The organism is Photorhabdus asymbiotica (genome assembly GCF_003634575.1).
Classification (GTDB): domain Bacteria; phylum Pseudomonadota; class Gammaproteobacteria; order Enterobacterales; family Enterobacteriaceae; genus Photorhabdus; species Photorhabdus asymbiotica.
Genome location: NZ_RBLJ01000001.1, coordinates 1,158,953 through 1,180,171 on the forward strand (window position 1 = coordinate 1,158,953; position 21,219 = coordinate 1,180,171).

15 protein-coding genes are annotated in these 21,219 nt (G+C 38.4%); 2 read left to right on the forward strand and 13 right to left on the reverse strand.

What is annotated here, in order from left to right:
* Positions 1-7: 7 nt before the first annotated feature.
* From BDD30_RS05130 to BDD30_RS24620, 7 genes are all read right to left on the reverse strand, one after another.
* Positions 8-1,426: a carbohydrate porin gene (locus BDD30_RS05130; RefSeq protein WP_015833405.1), complete on the reverse strand. Its 1,419-nt coding sequence runs from the start codon at positions 1,424-1,426 to the stop codon at positions 8-10.
* Between the two features lie 190 nt (positions 1,427-1,616).
* Entirely contained in the window at positions 1,617-2,552 is a 936-nt protein-coding gene (locus BDD30_RS05135) for an aminoimidazole riboside kinase (RefSeq protein WP_015833404.1), read from the reverse strand.
* A 1,150-nt stretch (positions 2,553-3,702) separates the two neighbouring features.
* Positions 3,703-4,296, reverse strand: a complete 594-nt coding sequence (locus BDD30_RS05150; protein WP_015833403.1) for a putative adenosine monophosphate-protein transferase Fic — start codon at positions 4,294-4,296, stop codon at positions 3,703-3,705.
* A 54-nt stretch (positions 4,297-4,350) separates the two neighbouring features.
* The gene (locus tag BDD30_RS05155; protein ID WP_015833402.1) at positions 4,351-4,905 is read right to left on the reverse strand and encodes a YhfG family protein; all 555 of its coding nucleotides are present in this window, start codon (positions 4,903-4,905) and stop codon (positions 4,351-4,353) included.
* A gap of 81 nt (positions 4,906-4,986) precedes the next feature.
* Entirely contained in the window at positions 4,987-5,520 is a 534-nt protein-coding gene (locus BDD30_RS05160) for a GNAT family N-acetyltransferase (RefSeq protein ID WP_015833401.1), read from the reverse strand.
* 483 nt (positions 5,521-6,003) lie between these two features.
* On the reverse strand, positions 6,004-6,669 hold the full coding sequence (locus BDD30_RS05170; RefSeq protein WP_015833400.1) for a bactofilin family protein: 666 nt from the start codon (positions 6,667-6,669) through the stop codon (positions 6,004-6,006).
* 938 nt (positions 6,670-7,607) lie between these two features.
* A complete protein-coding gene (locus tag BDD30_RS24620; RefSeq protein WP_015833398.1) occupies positions 7,608-7,739 on the reverse strand; it encodes a hypothetical protein in 132 nt (43 codons plus the stop codon).
* Positions 7,740-8,441: 702 nt separating this feature from the next.
* On the opposite strand from BDD30_RS24620, the gene BDD30_RS05180 reads away from it, so the two are divergent.
* Complete coding sequence (locus tag BDD30_RS05180; protein WP_015833397.1) at positions 8,442-8,717, forward strand: FaeA/PapI family transcriptional regulator; 276 nt, start codon at positions 8,442-8,444, stop codon at positions 8,715-8,717.
* 545 nt (positions 8,718-9,262) lie between these two features.
* Here the strand turns inward: BDD30_RS05180 and BDD30_RS05190 are convergent.
* Complete coding sequence (locus tag BDD30_RS05190) at positions 9,263-11,212, reverse strand: autotransporter domain-containing esterase (protein WP_015833395.1); 1,950 nt, start codon at positions 11,210-11,212, stop codon at positions 9,263-9,265.
* 433 nt (positions 11,213-11,645) lie between these two features.
* On the opposite strand from BDD30_RS05190, the gene BDD30_RS05195 reads away from it, so the two are divergent.
* The gene (locus tag BDD30_RS05195) at positions 11,646-12,107 is read left to right on the forward strand and encodes a GNAT family N-acetyltransferase (RefSeq protein ID WP_015833394.1); all 462 of its coding nucleotides are present in this window, start codon (positions 11,646-11,648) and stop codon (positions 12,105-12,107) included.
* Positions 12,108-12,188: 81 nt separating this feature from the next.
* Here the strand turns inward: BDD30_RS05195 and BDD30_RS05200 are convergent, their stop codons facing one another.
* The 5 genes from BDD30_RS05200 to BDD30_RS05225 form a co-directional block, all read right to left on the reverse strand.
* Positions 12,189-13,001, reverse strand: a complete 813-nt coding sequence (locus BDD30_RS05200) for an energy transducer TonB (RefSeq protein ID WP_015833393.1) — start codon at positions 12,999-13,001, stop codon at positions 12,189-12,191.
* An 83-nt stretch (positions 13,002-13,084) separates the two neighbouring features.
* Positions 13,085-16,084: a TonB-dependent receptor domain-containing protein gene (locus tag BDD30_RS05205; protein ID WP_015833392.1), complete on the reverse strand. Its 3,000-nt coding sequence runs from the start codon at positions 16,082-16,084 to the stop codon at positions 13,085-13,087.
* Positions 16,085-16,136: 52 nt separating this feature from the next.
* On the reverse strand, positions 16,137-17,624 hold the full coding sequence (locus BDD30_RS05210; protein WP_015833391.1) for a surface lipoprotein assembly modifier: 1,488 nt from the start codon (positions 17,622-17,624) through the stop codon (positions 16,137-16,139).
* A gap of 94 nt (positions 17,625-17,718) precedes the next feature.
* A complete protein-coding gene (locus BDD30_RS05215) occupies positions 17,719-18,465 on the reverse strand; it encodes a Slam-dependent surface lipoprotein (RefSeq protein WP_015833390.1) in 747 nt (248 codons plus the stop codon).
* A gap of 854 nt (positions 18,466-19,319) precedes the next feature.
* Complete coding sequence (locus BDD30_RS05225) at positions 19,320-20,678, reverse strand: MATE family efflux transporter (protein WP_015833389.1); 1,359 nt, start codon at positions 20,676-20,678, stop codon at positions 19,320-19,322.
* Positions 20,679-21,219: the final 541 nt, after the last annotated feature.

Below are 21,219 nucleotides of genomic sequence, written 5' to 3' on the forward strand. Positions count from 1 at the left end.
ACTTGCATCAGAAGAGGTATTTAAATCTGGCACGCGCTCCGTAACGCTGATCGTTATGACTGTTGGCAATTCTGTTGTTAGCATCCGTTTCCAACATGGAGACATAAGCTCCAAGATAGAGATTGAAGTTCTTCATATTCATGAGGTTAGGAATCTGATATGACGTATGGATGGTACGAATGTCATATTCGCCGGGTTCATTGAACGGCTGCTCAATACGCGCGGCCATACCGTCAGTGTTGAACTCTTTGATATTGTTGTGAGCATAGATATAGCCCAGTTCGAAGCGACGCCACATCACATTGATTCCAGCTGTGAAATTCTGCTCGCCTGAAGCATCTAAGTAGGCAGTGTTCAGGTTAGCGACAATGCCGTTCTCTGGATCTGTCGCCAGATTGTTCCAGCTTAATGTCATACCGTAGCCATTGCGTTTGGATTGATCGATCCATTGCCCTTGGGCATTCTGGTAGCCGTAGGCGTTGTTGACCACATTGCTTTCCATAGCCACGGCTGCACTAAACTGGTCTTTTTTCCAAGCTATCACTGGACGCAGATAAGCAACATTTTTATTATTCTCCAATGTGTTACCGTGATAGATGCTATCCTGAAATAGCGAAGTACCATCTTCAAGTAACGTATTGAGTTCGAAATACCAGTTACCGGTGTATTTGCTCAACATCAGGCTACCGCCACTGTTACTACGGCCACGCCCCTCTTTCATCATGTAGATGTAACCGAAACCATCAGCATACAAATCGTTAGCAGTATTGCCAGAATACTGAATAAAAGTATCTTGGTTAAGAGGAAACATATCGTAAGCTTCAAAACGTCCGATTTTAGTCTGCCAGTTTTTCTCGTTGCCGAAGAAGAAGGCAGCATCATCGAGATTCATTTTTCCAGTCATATCTGCCAATGGCTGCACGCTGAAGCCGGCGAAGTTACCATTCTGATTACTACGATAACCATCTAATCCAATTAAAATACGGCCATTGATACCCCAGCGCTCTTTGTCACCCGGTTTCCAGTCTTTATTATCACTCGTTTTCAGAGAGGTCAGCTGACCACTTCGACTGGCGCCATCAAGATTGAATTCTACATCGCCGTACAATTTCAGATTACCGAAATCATTCAACTTCAAATTATTAGTTGGCGCGGACTTGCCTTCTTGTGCATTATTTTCCAACAAAGCGCTACGTTGTATTACTTGTACAGTCTGTTGTTCGTTTTTAACGGTGTGTTCCAAACGTTGTGCACGTTGTTCAGCCGCTATGGCACGTGCTTCTGCTTGGGCAGCCCGCTGCTCTGCTTGTTGCAGTCGCTGCTCTAATACGTTAAGACGCGCTTCGATGTTGTTATAGGAAGAAGCAAAGACAGAAGCTGAAAATATTAATCCTGGAGCGACAATCAAATAGTGGAGGTTTTTCATAATACTCGACCCATCGAGATAGAGTTATTCTTGTTCTACTAAATTACAAAACCGATTTTTCAGGAAAAGGTAATCGAGTTGATTGGCAGATAGTAATCAAGTTCGTTAACCAGCTCAAGCCATTGTGATAGATTCCCCAAATTCGGCGGGAAAATGAGGAATGGTAAGTCAGATGCCCGCCATCATATACTCAGGTGCGCATCTGTAAGAAAGCGTTCAATTCATCCGCATATGGCAGCGCAGTCATCGCACCTTTAGCGGTAGTCGACAATGCACCGCACGCTTGAGCCTGAGCGATGACCACCGCCCATTCGTCATTCTGCGGGATACGTCCTAGTTTTGCCAGTGCAGCCAACAAACCGGCAACAAATGCATCACCAGCACCGGTCGTATCAACAGGGATAATTGGTGTAGCACCAAAATGACGGAGTTGTTTGCCATCGTGCACGTAAACACCATCACGACCGAGCGTAACCAAGAGTAAGCATAATGGAAAGCGAGCCATCATCCAGTCAATCGCGTTCTCCAGTTGATCAATGTTGCTGATAAAATTGAGTTCATCGCGTGAGATTTTCACTACATCCGCCAACATCAACGCCTTTTCCAAACACAGGCGCAATTCTTCCGGTTGCTTCCATACCTCCTCTCGGATATTGGGGTCAAAACTCACCCAACCACCGGCTGCCTTAATGTTTTCCATTGCATTCAATGTGGTACTACGGCTTGGCTCCTGCGACAAAGCGATTGAACAGATATGTAACCATTCCCCAGCGCTAAATTCTGGTACATCAGAAGGCTGTAGAAACAGATCGGCGCTGGGAGTAACCATAAAAGTAAATGAGCGCTCACCCTGCTGATCCAGATCGACAACCACAGTGGAAGTGTGATATTGGTCGTCCTGTATCATATAACGGATATCCACGCCTTCAGTGTGCAGCACCTGTCGCAGGAATGTACCAAAGCTATCTTTACCTACGCGACCAATAAAACCGCTAGTACCTCCCAATCGTGCGACACCCACTGCCACATTGGCTGGCGCACCACCAGGACACTTCAAGTAACTATTTGAATTTTCAGGCACCAAATCAACAACAGCATCACCCAGCACCCATACGCGATTAGCCATGTTTAATTCCTGTTTCCTATTAAGATAAAATAACGAGTTAAAATAAAAGAACCAATTTAGCAACACAATGAAATCATGCCAAACAACATCAATAGAGTGAAATATACCTGTTATCTTTCAAGTTGCCTCTTTGTTGGCTGCTTTCACTTACCCCAGTCACAGAGTTATCTATGCTCCCGGGGATTCACTCCCTGGCCGTCGCGATGCATCTTGAAATCCATAGGGTATATAATATTAATGTAGCCAATCGGTATTTATTCATTATTCTTAACTGATAACGACCATTCATATAATTGAATAAAGATGCCAAATTTATCTCTCATATAATTCATCTTTTTCTCCCACACAAATAACAGGGATCTGTAGATTGTATATTCCAGAAACTGGAATTAACAAAAATATAGTTGGATCAACAGCATACATTTTATTTCGTTAGAAATATAAATTTCAAGCACAATATATATTCAACAGATTTTCAACAATACAGCAAAAAATTATACCGAAAAGTGAACTTATTACCTATTATTGAATAGTAATTAGTAACTCAGATATACCCTTCATCTTTCAATTTGCTGTTTTGTTGGCTGCTTTTACTCACCCCAGTCACAGAGTTATCTATGTTCTTGGGGATTCATTCACTTGCCGCCGTTCTGCAACTCGAAGTCTATTGGGTATAAATTATTTGACTCCAATAAACCTGATGAGGTACCAACTATGAAGAAGTTATCAGCTTGCCTTTTAGCGTTAAGTATTGCCACTTTCTCCTCCAACCCAGCATTCGCAACTATCTGTTTGCAAAGTGATAAGCCACTGACCAAATGTACTCAAGTATGCGGACCGATAGCCCTTTATAGCATTTTTTTCTCAATAGCTTGTTTTTAAATCAATTAATAGCAAGCAAAAGTGGCAGGAATAATTTTATTCTTGTCACTTTATCATGAGGTTATCACTCTCATTCATAACAATATATCCTTACACTTAGCTATTTCTAATTGTCAATCATTAGAGAATTATTTCAGCAGCAGAAAAATTTTTTTACAATTCTCTAACAACCAAAACAAGGTCACATTTAAGACTATTTTTCTACCTATTTAAGATCATTATTTCTTAAAACCATGTTTGTAAATAATCAATAAAATAGCCAAAAACATTAAATAGAAACACAATTTTCAAAAATTCTTATTAATGGTTGATAATTACATTGATAAGCAGAAATATTGGCCTCAATCCACTGCTTAGCATCTATAGATTCAAAAGAGATTTTATATCCACAGTTTACAACAATATATTCAAATAACAGACGTTGTGTTCGCCCATTCCCTTCTCTAAAAGGATGAATCACATTTAATTCTGCATAATACCCAGCAAGTTTTCTGATGAATTCCTGATAGTTTAATCCCATAAGATAATTTTCACTTAATAACATATTGAATATTCTATTCCCTTCTATTTCAATACGTTCAGCATTACAGAAACGAGTATTACCTTTTGATACATCAATTGTTCTCAGCTGCCCCGCCCAATCATATAAATCAGAAAATATTTGTTTATGGAGTTGACACCAAAAAGCTAAATCGTAAGGTGGTTCCAGAAATGAAATATTTAATATAGCCAGCTCAGTGAATTCCCTCTCTGCCTGCTCCAGAATGATTGAATCACGAATGCCCAATTTATTGACGAGAATATCTGTGCCTAAGTATGTGTAGGGATCTTGTCCTGCGCCATATTTATCTATACTCGTCATCTTTCAAGTTGCCTCTTTGTTGGCTGCGCTCACTCACCCCGGTCACATAGTTAGCTATGCTCCCGGGGATTCGCTCCCTTGCCGTCGCGAAGCATCTTGAAATCTATTGGGTATATCATAATCTCCTCGCTGTTCACTGTATTTTCTAATTAAATGATTTCTCAGATTTTCTTGCTCTTCTTTAGTTACAGGTAAGCTATTCATAATAATATTCATTCCCTCAAGACGCATACTATGCCTGTAGTTTTTCAGTTTTACTCGATCAAAATAACGCTTCTTTTCATTATAAGTTGTCATTATTACTTTTTTATCTTTTTTGTTTCTAATATTTTTCTCTTGTTGACGGGAATATTTAAACTTAGCAAGATCCAAATCACTCAATTTACAATTAATTGCCTGTCCACTTTCAAATATTCCCCAGGAAATAACTTCGAAATAACTAACCTTACCATTTCTGATACGGTTAATCTTTACCTCTAAGTCTTGTTGCAGTGTTTGCAATACCTGTTGTACTTTGCGCTCAGATATCCCTGTCGCATCCACAATTGAACGAGTATTAGGATGATTTAATTTAGTCAGAGCCGCCATAACAGCTAATTCATATTTCATTTGTATTCCCAAATACGTATATATATGCAACAGCAGTATAAAACACCAAAGTAGCAAAAACCAGAAAGGAAACCAACGTTATTACTGACTGATTCTATAGAGTACATGTTCACGAAGCGGATGCCCATTCGGTAATAAAGGATGCAAAAAAGTATTTTCATCTTTCACCATTCCAAGCTTCTCCATAACTTTTTGAGATCGCAAATTAGAAACTGTAGTAAATGCAACCACTTCCTCAAGTTTTAATCTAGTGAAAGCAAAATCCAATGCCTGATAAGCCGCTTCGCTAGCATAACCTTTCCCCCAAAATGGCTTATCAAGACGCCAGCCAATTTCGACACAAGGTGAAAAAGGTAATTCCGCTACAGGAATATTCAAACCAACAAAACCAATAAAATCCCCAGTTTCTTTCAGCTCCACAGCCCATAACCCCCAATCACCCTGTTGCTCAAATTTCTGAATAATTTTGTCCACCATTGCATTACTTTGTTCAACCGTCAAAGTGGCAGGAAAGTATTCCATAACCTCGGCATGACTATTCAAAAGAAAGAACGGTACCCTATCCTCCTCTTTCCATTTTCTCATTATTAATCTGTTGGTTTCCAATATCACCATTATATTTCCCTCAACATCAGCTAAAGAATATGCCTATATATACCCGTTATCTTTCAAGTTGCCCCTTTGTTGGCTGCACTCACTCACCCCGGTCACAGAGTTATCTATACTCCCAGGGATTCGCTCTCTTGCCGTCACGATGCATCTCGAAATCCATAAGGATACCCTTCATCCTTCAAGTTGCTGCTTTGTTGGCTGCTTTCACTCACCCCAGTCACATAGTTATCTATGCTCCTGGGGATTCGTTCACTTGCCGCCGCGCTGCAACTCGAAATCTATTGGGTATATATGCAGTAAACCGCATTTTTTAGATTCATATCAACCAGGTAAATTAAAATATAGCCAATAGGTAAGCTACTATAATGAACAACAAGCTTAAAGGTAAACAGGGTAAATGAATTCAAAAGACTAAGAATTTATCAAGGAAGGAAATGGCCCGTGCCGGAAATGATCAGAATCACACGCATCACACGGGCCTGACTATCAGGCACTTGTTTTTACCGTGGCCTTATCTTTGGATTTATCATTATTGCTATCTTTAATTGGTACAACACGCTCAGATGCGGATTTCTCTTTATTTTCAATCTGTTCTGATTGACCTAAAAACAAACCACCACGCTTAATAGACATACTGCCACAACGACTGATACCACGTAGTTCACCATGTTCAAGAATATCCAACGTTGCTGCGCAGCAAGTCCCTTCAACATTGCCATCAATAATGATTTCTGGAGCACTGAGTTCACCTTCAACCTGTCCGGCATGCATAACTCGAATTGCCCCCTCTTTCACTCGGATATTCCCAATCACTTTGCCCCAGATCTGTATATCACCTTCCACATCAATATCGCCCTTAAATACCGAGCTTTTAGCGACAATTGTACAACGGCGGGCGTCTGCATTGGTGTTCTTTTTACCATCAACAACTTGAGACATCGGTTCAGCAACCACTGTCTCTGTTTTTTTTCCAAACATAGTTTTTAATCTCGACCTCATGTGAATAAAGCAAAATATTAAAGCCAGAAAAGAGAGAATCGCTGTCACTGCACAGCTAAGAAAATTACCAGCCAGATAGAATCCCAGAGCAATGCTCCACATGATCCATATACAGCTTAGAAAAATGTTGTCTGAAAAACGATGTTTTGCCATGTTCTTTCGCTTTCTTATTATTTTTCATGCTTTTTTCATTAGAAAATACAAATCAAATCACTATCTTAACAGAATCAGTAGCAATCAATGCTAAGGGAAAGCTAGTATTTACTGTGCTATTAAACGGTTAAAACCATTATCCATTCTTCTGTAAGGTGCTCAGATCACAACTAATAAGGAAAATTTAATATTAAAATGGAAGCATTAATTATAGATTTGATAACATAGCTTAATAATAAAGTCACGTTATTAATGTTTAATTTTATTTACAAGTCAAACGATAATGAAAATATTTATCAATCGAATAAGACTAGCATGACAATAATCAGAGACAGGAAATGAAGAATGGAATACTCTATAGAAATGATAATTTAAGCCCCAGATTCTTCTTGAAAATCACTGAATTCCTCAGTTTCATAATTAGAGAATTTAATCAAACAACAACTATTGAAAAGTGGAAATTGCTATTAATATGAACATGCTAAGTTTCTCCCACTGGCATGATTTTGGCGGTTTATCTGGTTTATTCATAACCCCGGGTAAAGCCAACAATACTTTTAAAATCACCCGAGATAATAACCGCTGAACGACTGGTTCTAAACTGCAATTTTTCCAACGGATCTCGGCATTCTTCGGGGGCAGGATCTTTTCTCCTTTCAATTCTCCACTGGGACTCACAGTCTGATCGAAAGTATTTGGATCGATGGAATACGATATAGTAATAATAGAGTCACTGAAAGTAACAATGTAATGGCATTGAGTCGCCTTATTTGCAAAAGAAATAACGCAAAATGTTAATATAACCACTATTACAATTTTATTCAGTTTCATTTCTAATCATTAATATATTGATAACAATAAAATTCAGGTCAATCTAATAGCAATTAATATAAGTGAAGGATAAGAATGTGTTCTAAATAAAAACGCATTCCATTAGACTATTTTATTTTTCCTTCTTTTATAGTTAAAGGGTGTCCCCAGCTAATGCTCCAACTATTTTCTCCGTAATAAATATACCTGTTATCTTTCAAGTTGCCTCTTTGTTGGCTGCACTCACTCACCCCGGTCACAGAGTTATCTATGCTCCCGGGGATTCGCTCCTTTGCCGTCGCGATGCATCTTGAAATCTATTGGGTATAATGGCTATTTGAAATAGACAGTAAATAACTTTATAAATTCTTATAAGTGAAATTTATTAAAAAATAGCTAAAGTACCAAAATTCATTGGCATAAATACAACTGCTAAGAAATACAAAAAAATTAATTTATATACAATCAGTCTTATTGAATACAAAGAAATACAATTATTCCATTAGCAATTCTACTTTAGTCTCATCAGAATCAGAAAAAAAATTAACACAACGTATTGATCATTCAGAAATGTTTATATATGAACCACTTCCCTATCGACTTTTTAAGTATTACAGAATAATTCAATTAATAAAAACAAAAAATACAAATTCAAATAATTTCACAACAAAATACTTAGATAACATTTCAATACTATAATTTGCGATCTATAGTGTCGCAAATTATATCTATATTAGAATAAAATTCTTTTTTTATTGTATTTTTTAAATTAAAAGATATAAAATTTTAACTTTTCGATATAATCAATTGACATCGTATGAAAACCAACCTAGAAAAAACAGGATATAGCCGGTAATTCGTTATGAACGAACATTCAGATTGCCCTCATGTGCTGATCAACCGTTGGATCACCCCGAGTCATTCAAGATGTCTAACTGGATTCAATAAAGCCTGGAGTTAATATGGAAAATCGGAAAGATTCGACTCAACCTTCCCAAACGGATCAAGTACTTAATGTCATATCCAAATTATGTACTGTTCGGAAGATGCAAGTGGCTCCTCCACCAGAATCATGGCCCAGCACTCGTGACGTTGCCGAACAGTGCAATTTCACTATCTATAAAGCTCGTTACCTATTATTGAAGTTGGCTAACAAAGGGCTCGTTATGGTCACTCCGTCTCCCGTTAAAAACTCTCTTCGATGGTATATATCGGAAGACAAAATTAAGCCCATCTAACCACTTTTCTTTCAAACAAATCTGAAGAAATGAGTGCTGACTCTACTCAACAGGGCCTGTCCAAATAGTCGAAACCTTGAAAAGACAACATACGGCCCTAAGGTGTGATTTATTTAAAAAAATAATATAACTGCATGCCAACGCCAGAATGCTGACGATGGTAAATATATTTCTATTTAGATAATCTGTCCCATCATTTCTGCTATGATTGCATTAGCGATCTTATTATTTTTAATGATAAAAATCCTATTAAAAATTTCCAGTACAGAGATGTAATAACCAATTAATATTATTTCATATACCCTATGGATTTCAAGATGCATCGCGACGGCAAAGGAGCGAATCCCCGGGAGCATAGATAACTCTGTGACCGGGGTGAGTGAGTGCAGCCAACAAAGAGGCAACTTGAAAGATAACAGGTATATACCCAATAGATTTCGAGTTGCAGCGCGGCGGCAAGTGAATGAATCCCCAGGAGCATAGATAACTATGTGACTGGGGTGAGTGAACGCAGCCAACAAAGCAGCAACTTGAAGGATATAGGATTAGAAACTGGCATTAACACCTAGGCTGAAAGCATAGGTATGATTCTGAACATCGCCATCATTGCGTGATATTGATGCAAAAGCGCCCCAATCCTTATTAATAACAGTATTCATACCAATGACATATTCACGCCAATTGGTATCCTGTTTTGGGCTTTTGCTAACGGGAAATGTCTCAGTTGAGTTGATAGCACCGCGAACTTGATAACGTTTTTCACCAAACTGACGGTTAAATCGAATTTCGGCATAGGGACTAAAACGATTAAAGTTCGTATCCAAACGCCAGCCTAATGTTCCAACCTGAGAGTCATAACGTTGATCGCCGAAATGCATAGATGTGCTGTTATTACCCGATTCACGATAGCCTTTAACATAACTCTTATCCCAGGCGTACTGGATAATCGGGCTGGTCGTGACAGTAGGTGCCAAAAGAATATCCCAACCCGCGGTAATGCGTCCTCCCCACTGATGACCGGTAGTCGAAGCATGCTCATTACGCAGCCACTCATTGAGCACGACACCACGCGTAATATCCTCATATTTCATGTCCAAATAGTGAAGATCGCCGCTAATCCAACCTTTATCATAGTAACGCCATAAACCATAGGCAGTGAACACATAACCACGGCCATCATAGCGGAAATTATCAACTGAGCGATTATCCTGATAACGCGAAATCATCCCACCTAACAGAATATTATCCGTGAGTTGATAGTCACTACCGAGTGTTAGAGTATGGTTATGATTACCACTATAACCCCCAAATACACCAACTTTACCTTGTTCATTACCCACGCTACGTAGCTGTTGCAAACGACCATCAAGAGAGGCAAGAGCCCCCTTTACTGGCACATTGTTCGCCTTCGTCAGTAACATAACTTGCTGCCCAGCATTAAGAATTGAGATAGCATACTGACCCATCATATGCTGTGCCGCTGGGGTTGGGTGAAAATCATCAGCAAATAAAAAAGGCTTACTCGCATCAAAACCAGGATCAGTAGAATGGCAGGCACTAGCATTAACCCCTTGAGGACAAGCGTAACCTATCGTGTTAAGAAAACCATAGCGTAGAGGATCTGCCATAACTTCATGTAAAAGAGCATTAATATCAACCCGAACAATATTTCCATCGCCCTTACTCAGTAAGGTATCTTCTAATTGATTGTAGCTATCAACCAATTTTGAAGCATCGCTGCTTAATTTTCTATAAGTATCAAGCAATTGCTGAGTTATCGCCTCCGCTTTTTTAGCATCACCGCCTGAAACATCAGAACCGATATTTTTAAAAACACCTTGGATAACTTGAAGACGGGTACCTTCATCGATGGTTGGATACTCGTTAACTCCCGCATGAACTTTACCCAGCGCCGCTTTAATTTGGCTTTCAGTAGCTCCTCTAGATGCGAGTCCTTTAGAGATAATGGTTTCCATAAGCTTCGGAGTGACACCAACATCAGGAACCGTAGGCACGATCACCAACCCGGCCCCCGCATCGAGAAGCGTATATACCTGGGATGCAGCCGCAGTCGCACTCTTATCAATCATATCTTGTGCTTTACCCAGATCTTCCAATGCCTCCTTAATATCATTACCACCAATCCAGTGAATATACATGCCATTAGAATCTGCACGTCCACCGTGACTTGCCAGATAACGAGTTATCTGATCCTGCGTGTTATCTTTACTATTTAAACTGGCAACAGCAGTCGCACCACCAGCTGCATAATTAGTTCCTCCACTGTTAGAGTGGGTCAGTTCTGTTCCTAATTTTCGAGCAATAATATCGTGATATAGATCACTGGTCTTACCATCTACTGTGTATCGACCATTATTTCCACTATCACTTAGGCTATCGCCAAAAACATAGAGATTGTCATAAGTGTGTGCGTTCGAAATTGCACTTATCGAAAGTGCTAATATGCCCGGTGCAAATATAAATGATCGTTTCATTAATATGATCCTCAAGAAATAATTTTATATTTATCATTGAACTAGCCGTTCAGCTGAAATGATCAATCCAAACAGAGCCTGCGTTGATGAAATATAACGCGTTCCTTCTCTTGGCTAGCCAATACCTCATTATAGTTAGTAAAAGAGAATATCCTGTATTATTTTTTTTACGTCTTAAGGCTGAGTGCTGCTTAATAGTTCAAATAACCAATTTGGTTAAAATTCAACTATCTATAAAAAGTAATATTAGACCAAATAGATTCAAACCTCTCTTTCTCTTCATGAAACAGATCACAAAATAACAACAATTTTAACAACTTGAGATCTTAATAAAGATAACAGCTAAGTTCGGGTAATATCTGAAGCGATTCATCACAATAAACGTGATAGCATCAATCCATCATCGATTTAGAAAAATAAAAGATTAAGAAAAATGAATATAAAAATTCAGCAGGCAATGAAGACAGATTTCAATAAACTAATCGAAATCTGGGAAGCCTCTGTCCGGGCAACCCACAATTTTTTATCTGACGGACATATTAATGAACTACGTCCATTAATTCTGCATACCTATTTGCCAGCACTTACTGTTTATAAAGCAATAAATGACAAATACGAAATTGAAGGTTTTATTAGCGTGGATCGGCATCGGGTTGAAATGCTGTTTATCTCTCCTGATTCGCGCGGTAAAGGCATCGGCAAAGCACTTCTGAATTTTGCTATCGTTGAATTAGGTATCAATGAACTTGATGTCAATGAACAAAACACTCAAGGAGTTGATTTCTATCAGCACCAAGGATTTAAAGTTTTCAGCCGTTCAGAAATTGACGGCCAAGGTAATCCATTTCCGTTATTACATATGCGGATTGAACAATTGAACTCCGAAACGACATAACCTTACTCTAGTTCAACATCATACTATTGTTGTCTACACAGCGAAGGTCGCTTCTCAGCTCCTTCGCTATTCATGACTTTTTCACTTCAAATTAAATTCGATCGCTAATGTGAGATCTCTCGGCAAACCGGGCGGTTTCACTCCTACTGACCGGGCTTGTTGGATAGCCGCAAGAGCAGCCCGATCCAGTTCATCAGCTCCCGAACTTTGCACTAATTGAGGATTGGTCAGATCACCACTATCCAGCAAACTAAATCTTACCTGTACCGTACCCTGTTGTTTCATCTTCTTAGCTCGACGCGGATAACGTTTATGTTTTTCAATTTCACGACGTAAAGCGGACTGATAACTTTGTAAATCATCGGAACCCAAGCCGATCATCGGTTGGCTGGTCGTTGCCTGACGCGCCCCAGCTTGTGAATCCACTGCATCTTTTCCTGCCGCTTGAGAATGTCCCGCTGTTTGCGCTGTTCGGTTTTGCTCAATTGCCGATTTACTTTCACGTTCCGCTAGTTTGGGCTGACGATCTTCTACCGGCTTTTTCTGTAGCTGGGGCTTATTCCTCGGTTTGGTATCTGTATGCTTTTCCAATGGTTGCCTCTTCCGTGGCCGATCCACTGGCTTATTGAGTGCTATTTTTGCCTCAAGTGGTGACTCTGCTACTACGACTTCTGGTAGTCGTGGGGGTGGAATAGGTTCCGGCTCTACAGCTTGCTCTTGCTCAGCAGGTGCCGCCGCAGCCACCATTTCTATTGACATACTGATTATTGGCGAATTCACTGATTGATTATTCGCGCTATCATCATGTAATAAATGCCATGCCATAAACACAGCGATGACTGCATGTAATAGCAAAGAAGCAACTAAGCCAATACAAAGACGATTTTTTATCATAACTCAAGCCATCTTTCCGTTCGTTATCTATAGAGACTGCCAGCGATCTCTTAACCGGCAACTGGCTAATCTCCCTTAAAGAGTCAGAACTGACTGGTGACACTAAGCTTAAACGTTCGTCCGGGCGCTGGCATCATGGAACGGGTTAGCGGGTCCAAATAATAGCGATCGGTTAAGTTAGTGCCAGATAATTCGACGACAATATTTGGCGTAACCTTATAATTAATATAAGCATCCACGGTCATGACCGGATTCCAACGCATCGGGTTATTACTTATCCCTTTATAAACACCAGGCATTTTTTTCATTAACCATTTTTCATCCTTATTCTCCACGCTACTGTGATACAACACCCGGCTACCAATTTCTAAATCTTCATCTAATAACCGACCGCCAATATTCAGGTTAAGAGAATAACGCGGAGGAATCGTTGTTCTTAAAAAACCACCGGGAAAACCGCCATCAATACACTCTGGAACACCAAATTGATTAGTCAGATCTAACCTACCTGATGCCGTTTTATCACAAACTTTATTTTTAAGATTATAAGACAAACCAAAATGGGTAAAGAAACCACCATTATCATAACGGCCTTGTACTTCTAAACCCGATAATTTCTGTTTATCTAATTGAGTAAATGTAAAGTTACTATCACGGTCAAAAACATTTTCTATGACGGTATTGTAATAAGCGAATTTAATATCTGCATTATTCTCCGCTCCCAGCAGATGACTTAAATCATGCACATAACCGACTTCAACGGTTTTACTCCGTTCAGGTTTAAAAGCGCGTGCAGGTTTATCAATAGAACTGGAGGAAAATCCGACAGTATCTTCAAAAATACTCGGCATACGTACTGCTTCCGCGTAACGGGTATAGATACGTGCATTATCACTCACATAAGCCGTTGCGGAAAATACCGGCGCCCAAGCATGATCCTTACGTTTAGGTTGTTTAGCCCAGCGTTCTTGTTCACTTTTTTCTTTATAAACTAAACCGCCATCGCCGTTACTCAATATCTCTCCAGAACGATCAACATAACGGCTATTATTTTGAGCGCCGCTGTATTCATATTTATATACTTCTTTATTCGTGACAGGATCAATAACACGTTCATTCATATCAAGCTCCCCATTAAAATAGGGGTTATCTTGTTTATATAACTTACCATCGTCACGATATTCCCACAGCACATCTACCGGTATCGTAGGACGCAGGATTGAATCTCGTTCTTCTGATTCCGAGAAACCCTTTTTAAAATATTCATCTAATTCATCATCAGTTAAACACTCAAAACATTCATTAAATTTTTTATATAATTCGGCTTCCTGTTCGGTCAGTGTTCTCTTATATTGCAAACCCTGACCAACCAGTTTTTTGTCCTTACTATAACGGGCATCACGAACAGCTAAACGTTCATTTAAAAAATCATCCTTAGACCAATAACTCACTCGCCTAGCACCAGCACTTAATGACAACCATGAGGTGGGACGCCAGTCAAAATTAAAGGCAATATTGTTTTCCTGACGGCGCCCCTTTCTTGGTAATGAACGAAAATTAGAGAAACTCTTTGCTTCATAATCATCATGAGAACCCAAACGTTCCCGTTGTAGGCTGGCTGACAATGTTAAATCCAGATCCGCCGTCAATGCAAAAGCATTAGAAAGGTCAACCCCCCAACGGTTATTATGCGCATTGGTGGAAGCAGTATCTACTAAACGACCATCTTTATTAGGATCTTTTTTCTGCTGATTCTTATTCCAGACCTCATCCCGATCCCGCGGCTCACGTGGATATCCTCCGGCAGTATTGGTATCACTAATAGTACGGGTAATCCAGAATTTCATATCAAAATCAATAAAATTGTTCCCATCAGGATTCCATTTATAATCTACATTAAACGCCTGCTGATGGACATTAGCCAAAGGCCATTGCGGTACAACATTATCCTCAGCTCTAACCCAACCAAGCCGCGAAGGCATAATCTCACCATAAATCGTTTTAGTATCGCGGATGCCAAACTGGATAGTCTGTTGATTAGCTAGATGCCAAGTATTTTTCAGTAACCACGATTCCATTTCACTGGAAGTATTCGGTACCTCATTACCGGGACGATATATACGTGCCGCGAAAGGCAAATAAGGATCATATGCTCGAGTACCTCCATCAAGAATAACTTTATCCTCATCACTGATCGGAGCATCATAACGATGAGCACCTCCCTTACCAGCAAAGTAATTGCCTTTACTGCGATAACTATAGGCTGCCATTAAATCAAAATATTCCTGCCGGGTGCCGATAGCCAGACGTATCGCATTATCTTTAAGACCCAATAATTTATTATCTTTTGACGTCTTCGGCGTAATTTCTAACCCAGGATCAGCATAATTAAACCCCTGCATAAAATCAGGAATATCACGATAATCTTGTCCCAATTGCAGATTCGGTACACGTTCCTTGACTGCATTACTGCTGGTTTCTAATTTTAGATTAATACCGAAACGCTCATCTACGGGTACCACATCATCAATATTCAAGGTTTTTATCATTATGGCCCCACCTATTGACCCCTTTACCCCACGGGTCAGTGATGGTCCTTTTTCTATTTCAATACTGCTGATCAAGTTAGGATCAATATAATTACGGTTATTGGCACCGTTATAACCACGCCAGGTCGTAATCGCTTGTTCAGTGCCATCAATGGTAACAGGAACCCGCCCCTGTCCTTGGATGCCGCGAATATTAGGATCTAATGCGCCACTGTTTCTGGCATCTCCACTGAATACGCCAACTGCACTTTTTAACACATCCGCCGGGGAAGCGCCCTTATAGCGTTCTACCAAATCCTTGCCTAAGTAAATATTAGTAATATCTTTATCGTAGACCGCATCATAACCTGCCTGATCTTTTTCGCTGGTTGCTGAAACATGGATTTTACCTAAGTCAGCCTTATTTTCAGTGGACTGCTTGGCTGGCTGAGAAGAAGCTGTTGGTGTTTCTGCATCAACGCGATAAGGCATCATGCTGTAGGTTAATGCCAGCATGAATGTTATTTTGCTATATTTATTATTTAATTTATACATAGTGATTATCTGCCATAGTACGGATTTAAATAACCTATTACTTCAATTAGCATCAAAAATATTTTTCGAACTTAACTAAAACCTCATTCTTACTATATGAATATAACCAATCGACATTGCTATTATTTTTTCTGTATCGATAAGTGATCACTGGGGTTAAACCAAACACTTCAAATTTAGGCATACTGACAATTGCCGAATAGAATTGTTCATTATCTTTACGATGTGCATTTAGTGGCACACTGTAATCACCAAATTGCCGCTGACGTAAAGCAGTAAATACCACCGCATTAATTCCCGGATATAATTGGGTAGAAATACCTGCTCTTACCCCTTTCTGCTGATAATCATCCGCTTTTTCAACACTGGTTTTATTAACCCAATCGACACCCGCAAAGGTAATTGTTTGATCCGTTAAATAATAAGATAACGTAGCATAAACAGAAGTCATATTACCGTCATTATGATTATAAAGTTTATGATAACGAAACTGCTTATATTCTCCTTCTAAATTTAATGCCAAATTTTGAGATAAAATATTCATCCATTCCGCTTTCGTTCCAGTAGTACGATAGCGGAAACGATTGCCAACATGATTAAACTCAAGAATTGGCCCCAGCAGGAAATCATTCTTTAGCGCTTTATAGTTATAACCCAAATAAGCAGAAGTGGTATTTTCATTCTCATCACTATGATGATGGTAACTTTCGCCATAAGTCATCGAACGCAGAAATATACCATGATGACCACTTAACGAATATACCTTACGCAACGTGGCATCATAACTCATTCCACTCGCCTTCTTCGCCAAAGGCAATTTACGTTCTGTCCTGCAACTACCATTTTCATAATACTGGGTGCAAACAGGAGGCTGATTCGGAGACATATTAGTGTTATCGTTAAAAATATAGCCTACAGAAAAAGATCCACGCCATGAATTACGCAAACTAATGGCATCCTGATAACTGGTTATATTCTTAATGACTGCCGGTGGTAATTTATTTTCGTTATTGTGATTAGCCGCAGCAATTTCATTAAACAGTAAGCTGGCCTCTTTATTTTTTTGATTTTCATAATAGACCCTGGCTAACTCTAATTTAGCGCGGGTAAAATCAGGTTGCTGGTGCAAGATAGCTTGATAATGCTGTTCTGCCGTCACTAAATCACCCTGTGAACGTGCAAGATTTGCCTGAGCAAAATGGACCAATTGGGTATCATGCCTAGGTAACTTCTGATACATCGCTAAAAAGCGCTCAACATCCTTAACTTGTTGATGATTAATGGCCAAATACAATGCCTGACCAATATCATTGACATTATTTTCGACGCTAAAAGTCAAACCATTAAGTACTATCGATAAATTATCACTATTCTGATTGACTATTTCATCAGTGACGAGTGCTTTTTCTTGATCCTGCAAATTTCGCTGTACGTTATGCCACAATCTTCTGCCGGTATCTTCATCTGCCAGAACCAGAGATGACTGAATAAACAAACAGCTCATTAACAAAATAAAACGGCTAATAGGGGCATTTAACATCAGGACATCGCTACTTAATAGTCGGACCGATAAATAGGCAAAATAAGATAAAGTCCATGAAGACTTTATCTTATTCAGTTAACACAAGCTTACATTATGGGTTTTTAGTCCCACCAAAAGCAGTATCTTTGCTATGATCCGTAGGGAACGTAGCTGCTCCTGCTAAACTAGCTGCATTATCGCCAAAGAAGTGGCCGCGGTTTGTACCGACAACATCTCCGGCTGTTGCCCTACCCACAAATGAACCATCTGCTCTAATTCTGGAATTAATATCAACGGTTAATGCACTATTTGCTATTGAACCATTAAGCCTCTTCTGACCAAAATCAGCCGTAAATGTGCCTTGCAGAGCATTGCTGCCACTATATTGGTTGATCCCTTTAACTGTATAAGTCGCTATACCACCGGTAGGTAAATTAGTTGTCACATCTTTACCAGAATAATAGGCGGTATGAGTAGTATCACTTACTTTACCGGTTTGTGACCATTCACCAAAATAGACATCAGCATTAGCCACCTTGCTGAAGTTAAACACCCCCATACCTTCATGGCTACTTGATCCAGGCATAGAAATCTTATGAATTCCGTTCTTATCCGCCTCAACATAACGAGCAAGACTTGAAAAACTGGTAATTTGACCTCTAGCAACAGATTGCACCCCAATTCCGGGCTCTCCACCTAAGGTCGGATGACCACCACCACGCGGTTCAGTCACACCGACTCTAATACTTTGGTTATAAGGATCAAAATTTTGAGTTTGCCCAGTACCAGGAGCAGCCATTGCTTGTGTTACTAATCCACATGTACCTAATACTGCAATTAACACTTTAACTTTGTTCATAGCATATTCCTTATGTTAACTAATTAAATGTTAGAGCATTGCTTATTACATAGTTTTAGTACCGTCCGAAGACTGCCGCGCATATTAACGCACTTTTAATAAAAAATGAAATGATAATCATTATCAAAAATTTATTACACATACTTGTATAAAATGGCAATAAATACATCTAACTATTTAATTATTAAATCAATATTTGCTATAACCATAATATAATAATGGAATTAATCTTAAGTAGAAAAAACCAACAATAAGTGTAAAAAAATTAATACACGCAAATAAAAACAATGTATATTATTTCAACATGAAATAAAAACTATAGTTATTATAATCTTTAAATACTAATATAATTCTCATTATTGATCTAAAATTAATAAAAATTTGTTTAACAATGAAAAACAAAAATTCTAAAAAGACAATTCATTTTATTGATTTAAAAACAAAAAATTATCCGACAAAATTTCAATTTAATTATTCATGAAAATATCACTGATATATAACTTACCAAAATCACTAAAATAAATATATTACTACAACGATTTAAACTCAAAAAATATCATCTAAAAGTCAATCAGGATTTAATAACCATAATCTTAAGAAGTAAATTATTATTCACCACTAAATTTTTCTTAAAATAAATTCAGAAAAATCTCCCCCTTTAGATTCCTTACATCCTATATCCGCTTTTTTATGAACATATACCCTTCATCCTTCAAGTTGCCTCTTTGTTGGCTGCACTCACTCACCCCGGTCACAGAGTTATCTATGCTCCCGGGGATTCGTTCACTTGCCGCCGCGCTGCAACTCGAAATCTATTGGGTATAGATTATTTACCAAAATATTCTGTAGTTAAATCAGGAAATTAACCGAGAAATTATTGTATTCCGTCTAACCCTTAATATAATAAATAGCAAAATAGCATTCACAAGAAGCCCCAAAACCAACCCATACCAAAACCCTATAATTCCCATATTCTCGGTTACCAAGTCTGTCAAAGCTAAAATAAATCCTAATGGAAAACCAATTAACCAATAACCAAATAAAGGCGCATAAAATACCGATCGGGTATCATGAAAGCCCCGTAAAATACCAGATAAAGCCGCCTGACAAGAGTCAAAAAATTGGAACAGGCATAATAGAAAAATTATATTAGTCGCGATTATTATGACTTCATGGTCGTTAGTATAGAGTGAAACAAATGAATCTGCGAAATAGTAAATTAAAACACCAATAAATGCAGAAATAGATAAAATCAAAGCAATTGATATCTTTATAGTACCTGTTAATGAGGTTTTATCTCTCCTCCCAATACAGGAACCGACTCTTACTGTCACCGCGGCTGCAATTCCCCCAGTTATAGTATAGATAATAGAGGTAATATTAAGCATAATATTATGTGCAGCAATGACTTGAGCACCTAAAGGAGCGGCAGTGATAGCAATCACATCCAGAAAAACCATTTCAACAAAAAGAGCCAATCCACTTGGAATACTAATATAAAAAGTTCTAATTAAATCATGATATTTTGGCAAACTGAAATCTAGCCTATATCGACGATATTCATTCTTTAGCAAAAAATAGATAATCAGGCATACAGCGCTTAGATTATTAATAATTGCCGTTGTAATACCAGCACCAATACCTCCCATTTCTGGCAAACCCAGTTTTCCATAAATGAATATATAATTTAATGGTATATTCAACAATAAAGCACCAGCAGACAAATACATGGCGGCTTTTGTATCTTCCAATCCTTGTAGAAAGGAACGAAAAACATTAAATATCATAACACTAGGAACACCACATGCCATAACCAGAACATAGCCCTGGGTAATTTCTAAAATATGCTCATCAATACCTATAAACGAAAATAACCAGCTAACTAATATTAATAAAAAAATTATTGGTATCGAAAGTATCACCGCCAGAAACAAATAATTCCTAAGACTTGCTTTAATCCCTTCGTCATCATGTTGCGCTTTCTGCTTTGCTACATCTGCTGCCAGCATGATAATCATCCCATACCCTAATACAAATATAGGAAACCAAATACTACTTCCTAATGTTACGGCTGCTAAATCAGCTGTAGCATAGTGACCAGACATCACAATATCGACAAAACTCATTGCCGTACGTGCTATCTGACTAACGATGATAGGTAAAGAGAAAAATAATAGTTTTTTTAACTCCAGCCGGTTCGAAAACTTAGCCATAAAAATTCCATTAATTTATTGATTAGTACCAATATTGGTCATACTAACAATAAATTACGACCAAAATTATTTAGAAAAGTTTGAAAAATTAGCATGATGAGTATACCTTCTATTTTCTCTCAGGCAACAACGAAGCAATAAATTAAAGCAATCTAACGAAAACTAACTATTTCACAGAAATTTTTGTGATCTTTCTAAAAGATTGAATATTTATTTTCGTATTTTGTTCTCATTTTTTATTTTAAAAGTTAATGTTACTTGTCTAAAATCATTGATGCCTTTTGTGACAATATCCACATAATTAAAAAATAAAGGCAGCAGACATATAACTGAAGCAAAATAAAATAATTAGTCACTTTTTAAAATTATTTCTTTAATTAATAAATGATTATACCCAATAGATTTCAAGATGCATCGCGACGGCAAGGGAGCGAATCCCCGGGAGCATAGATAACTCTGTGACTGGGGTGAGTGAAAGCAGCCAACAAAGCAGCAGCTTGAAAGATGAAGGGTATAAATTAAGCTCCTTATGAGAAATCAT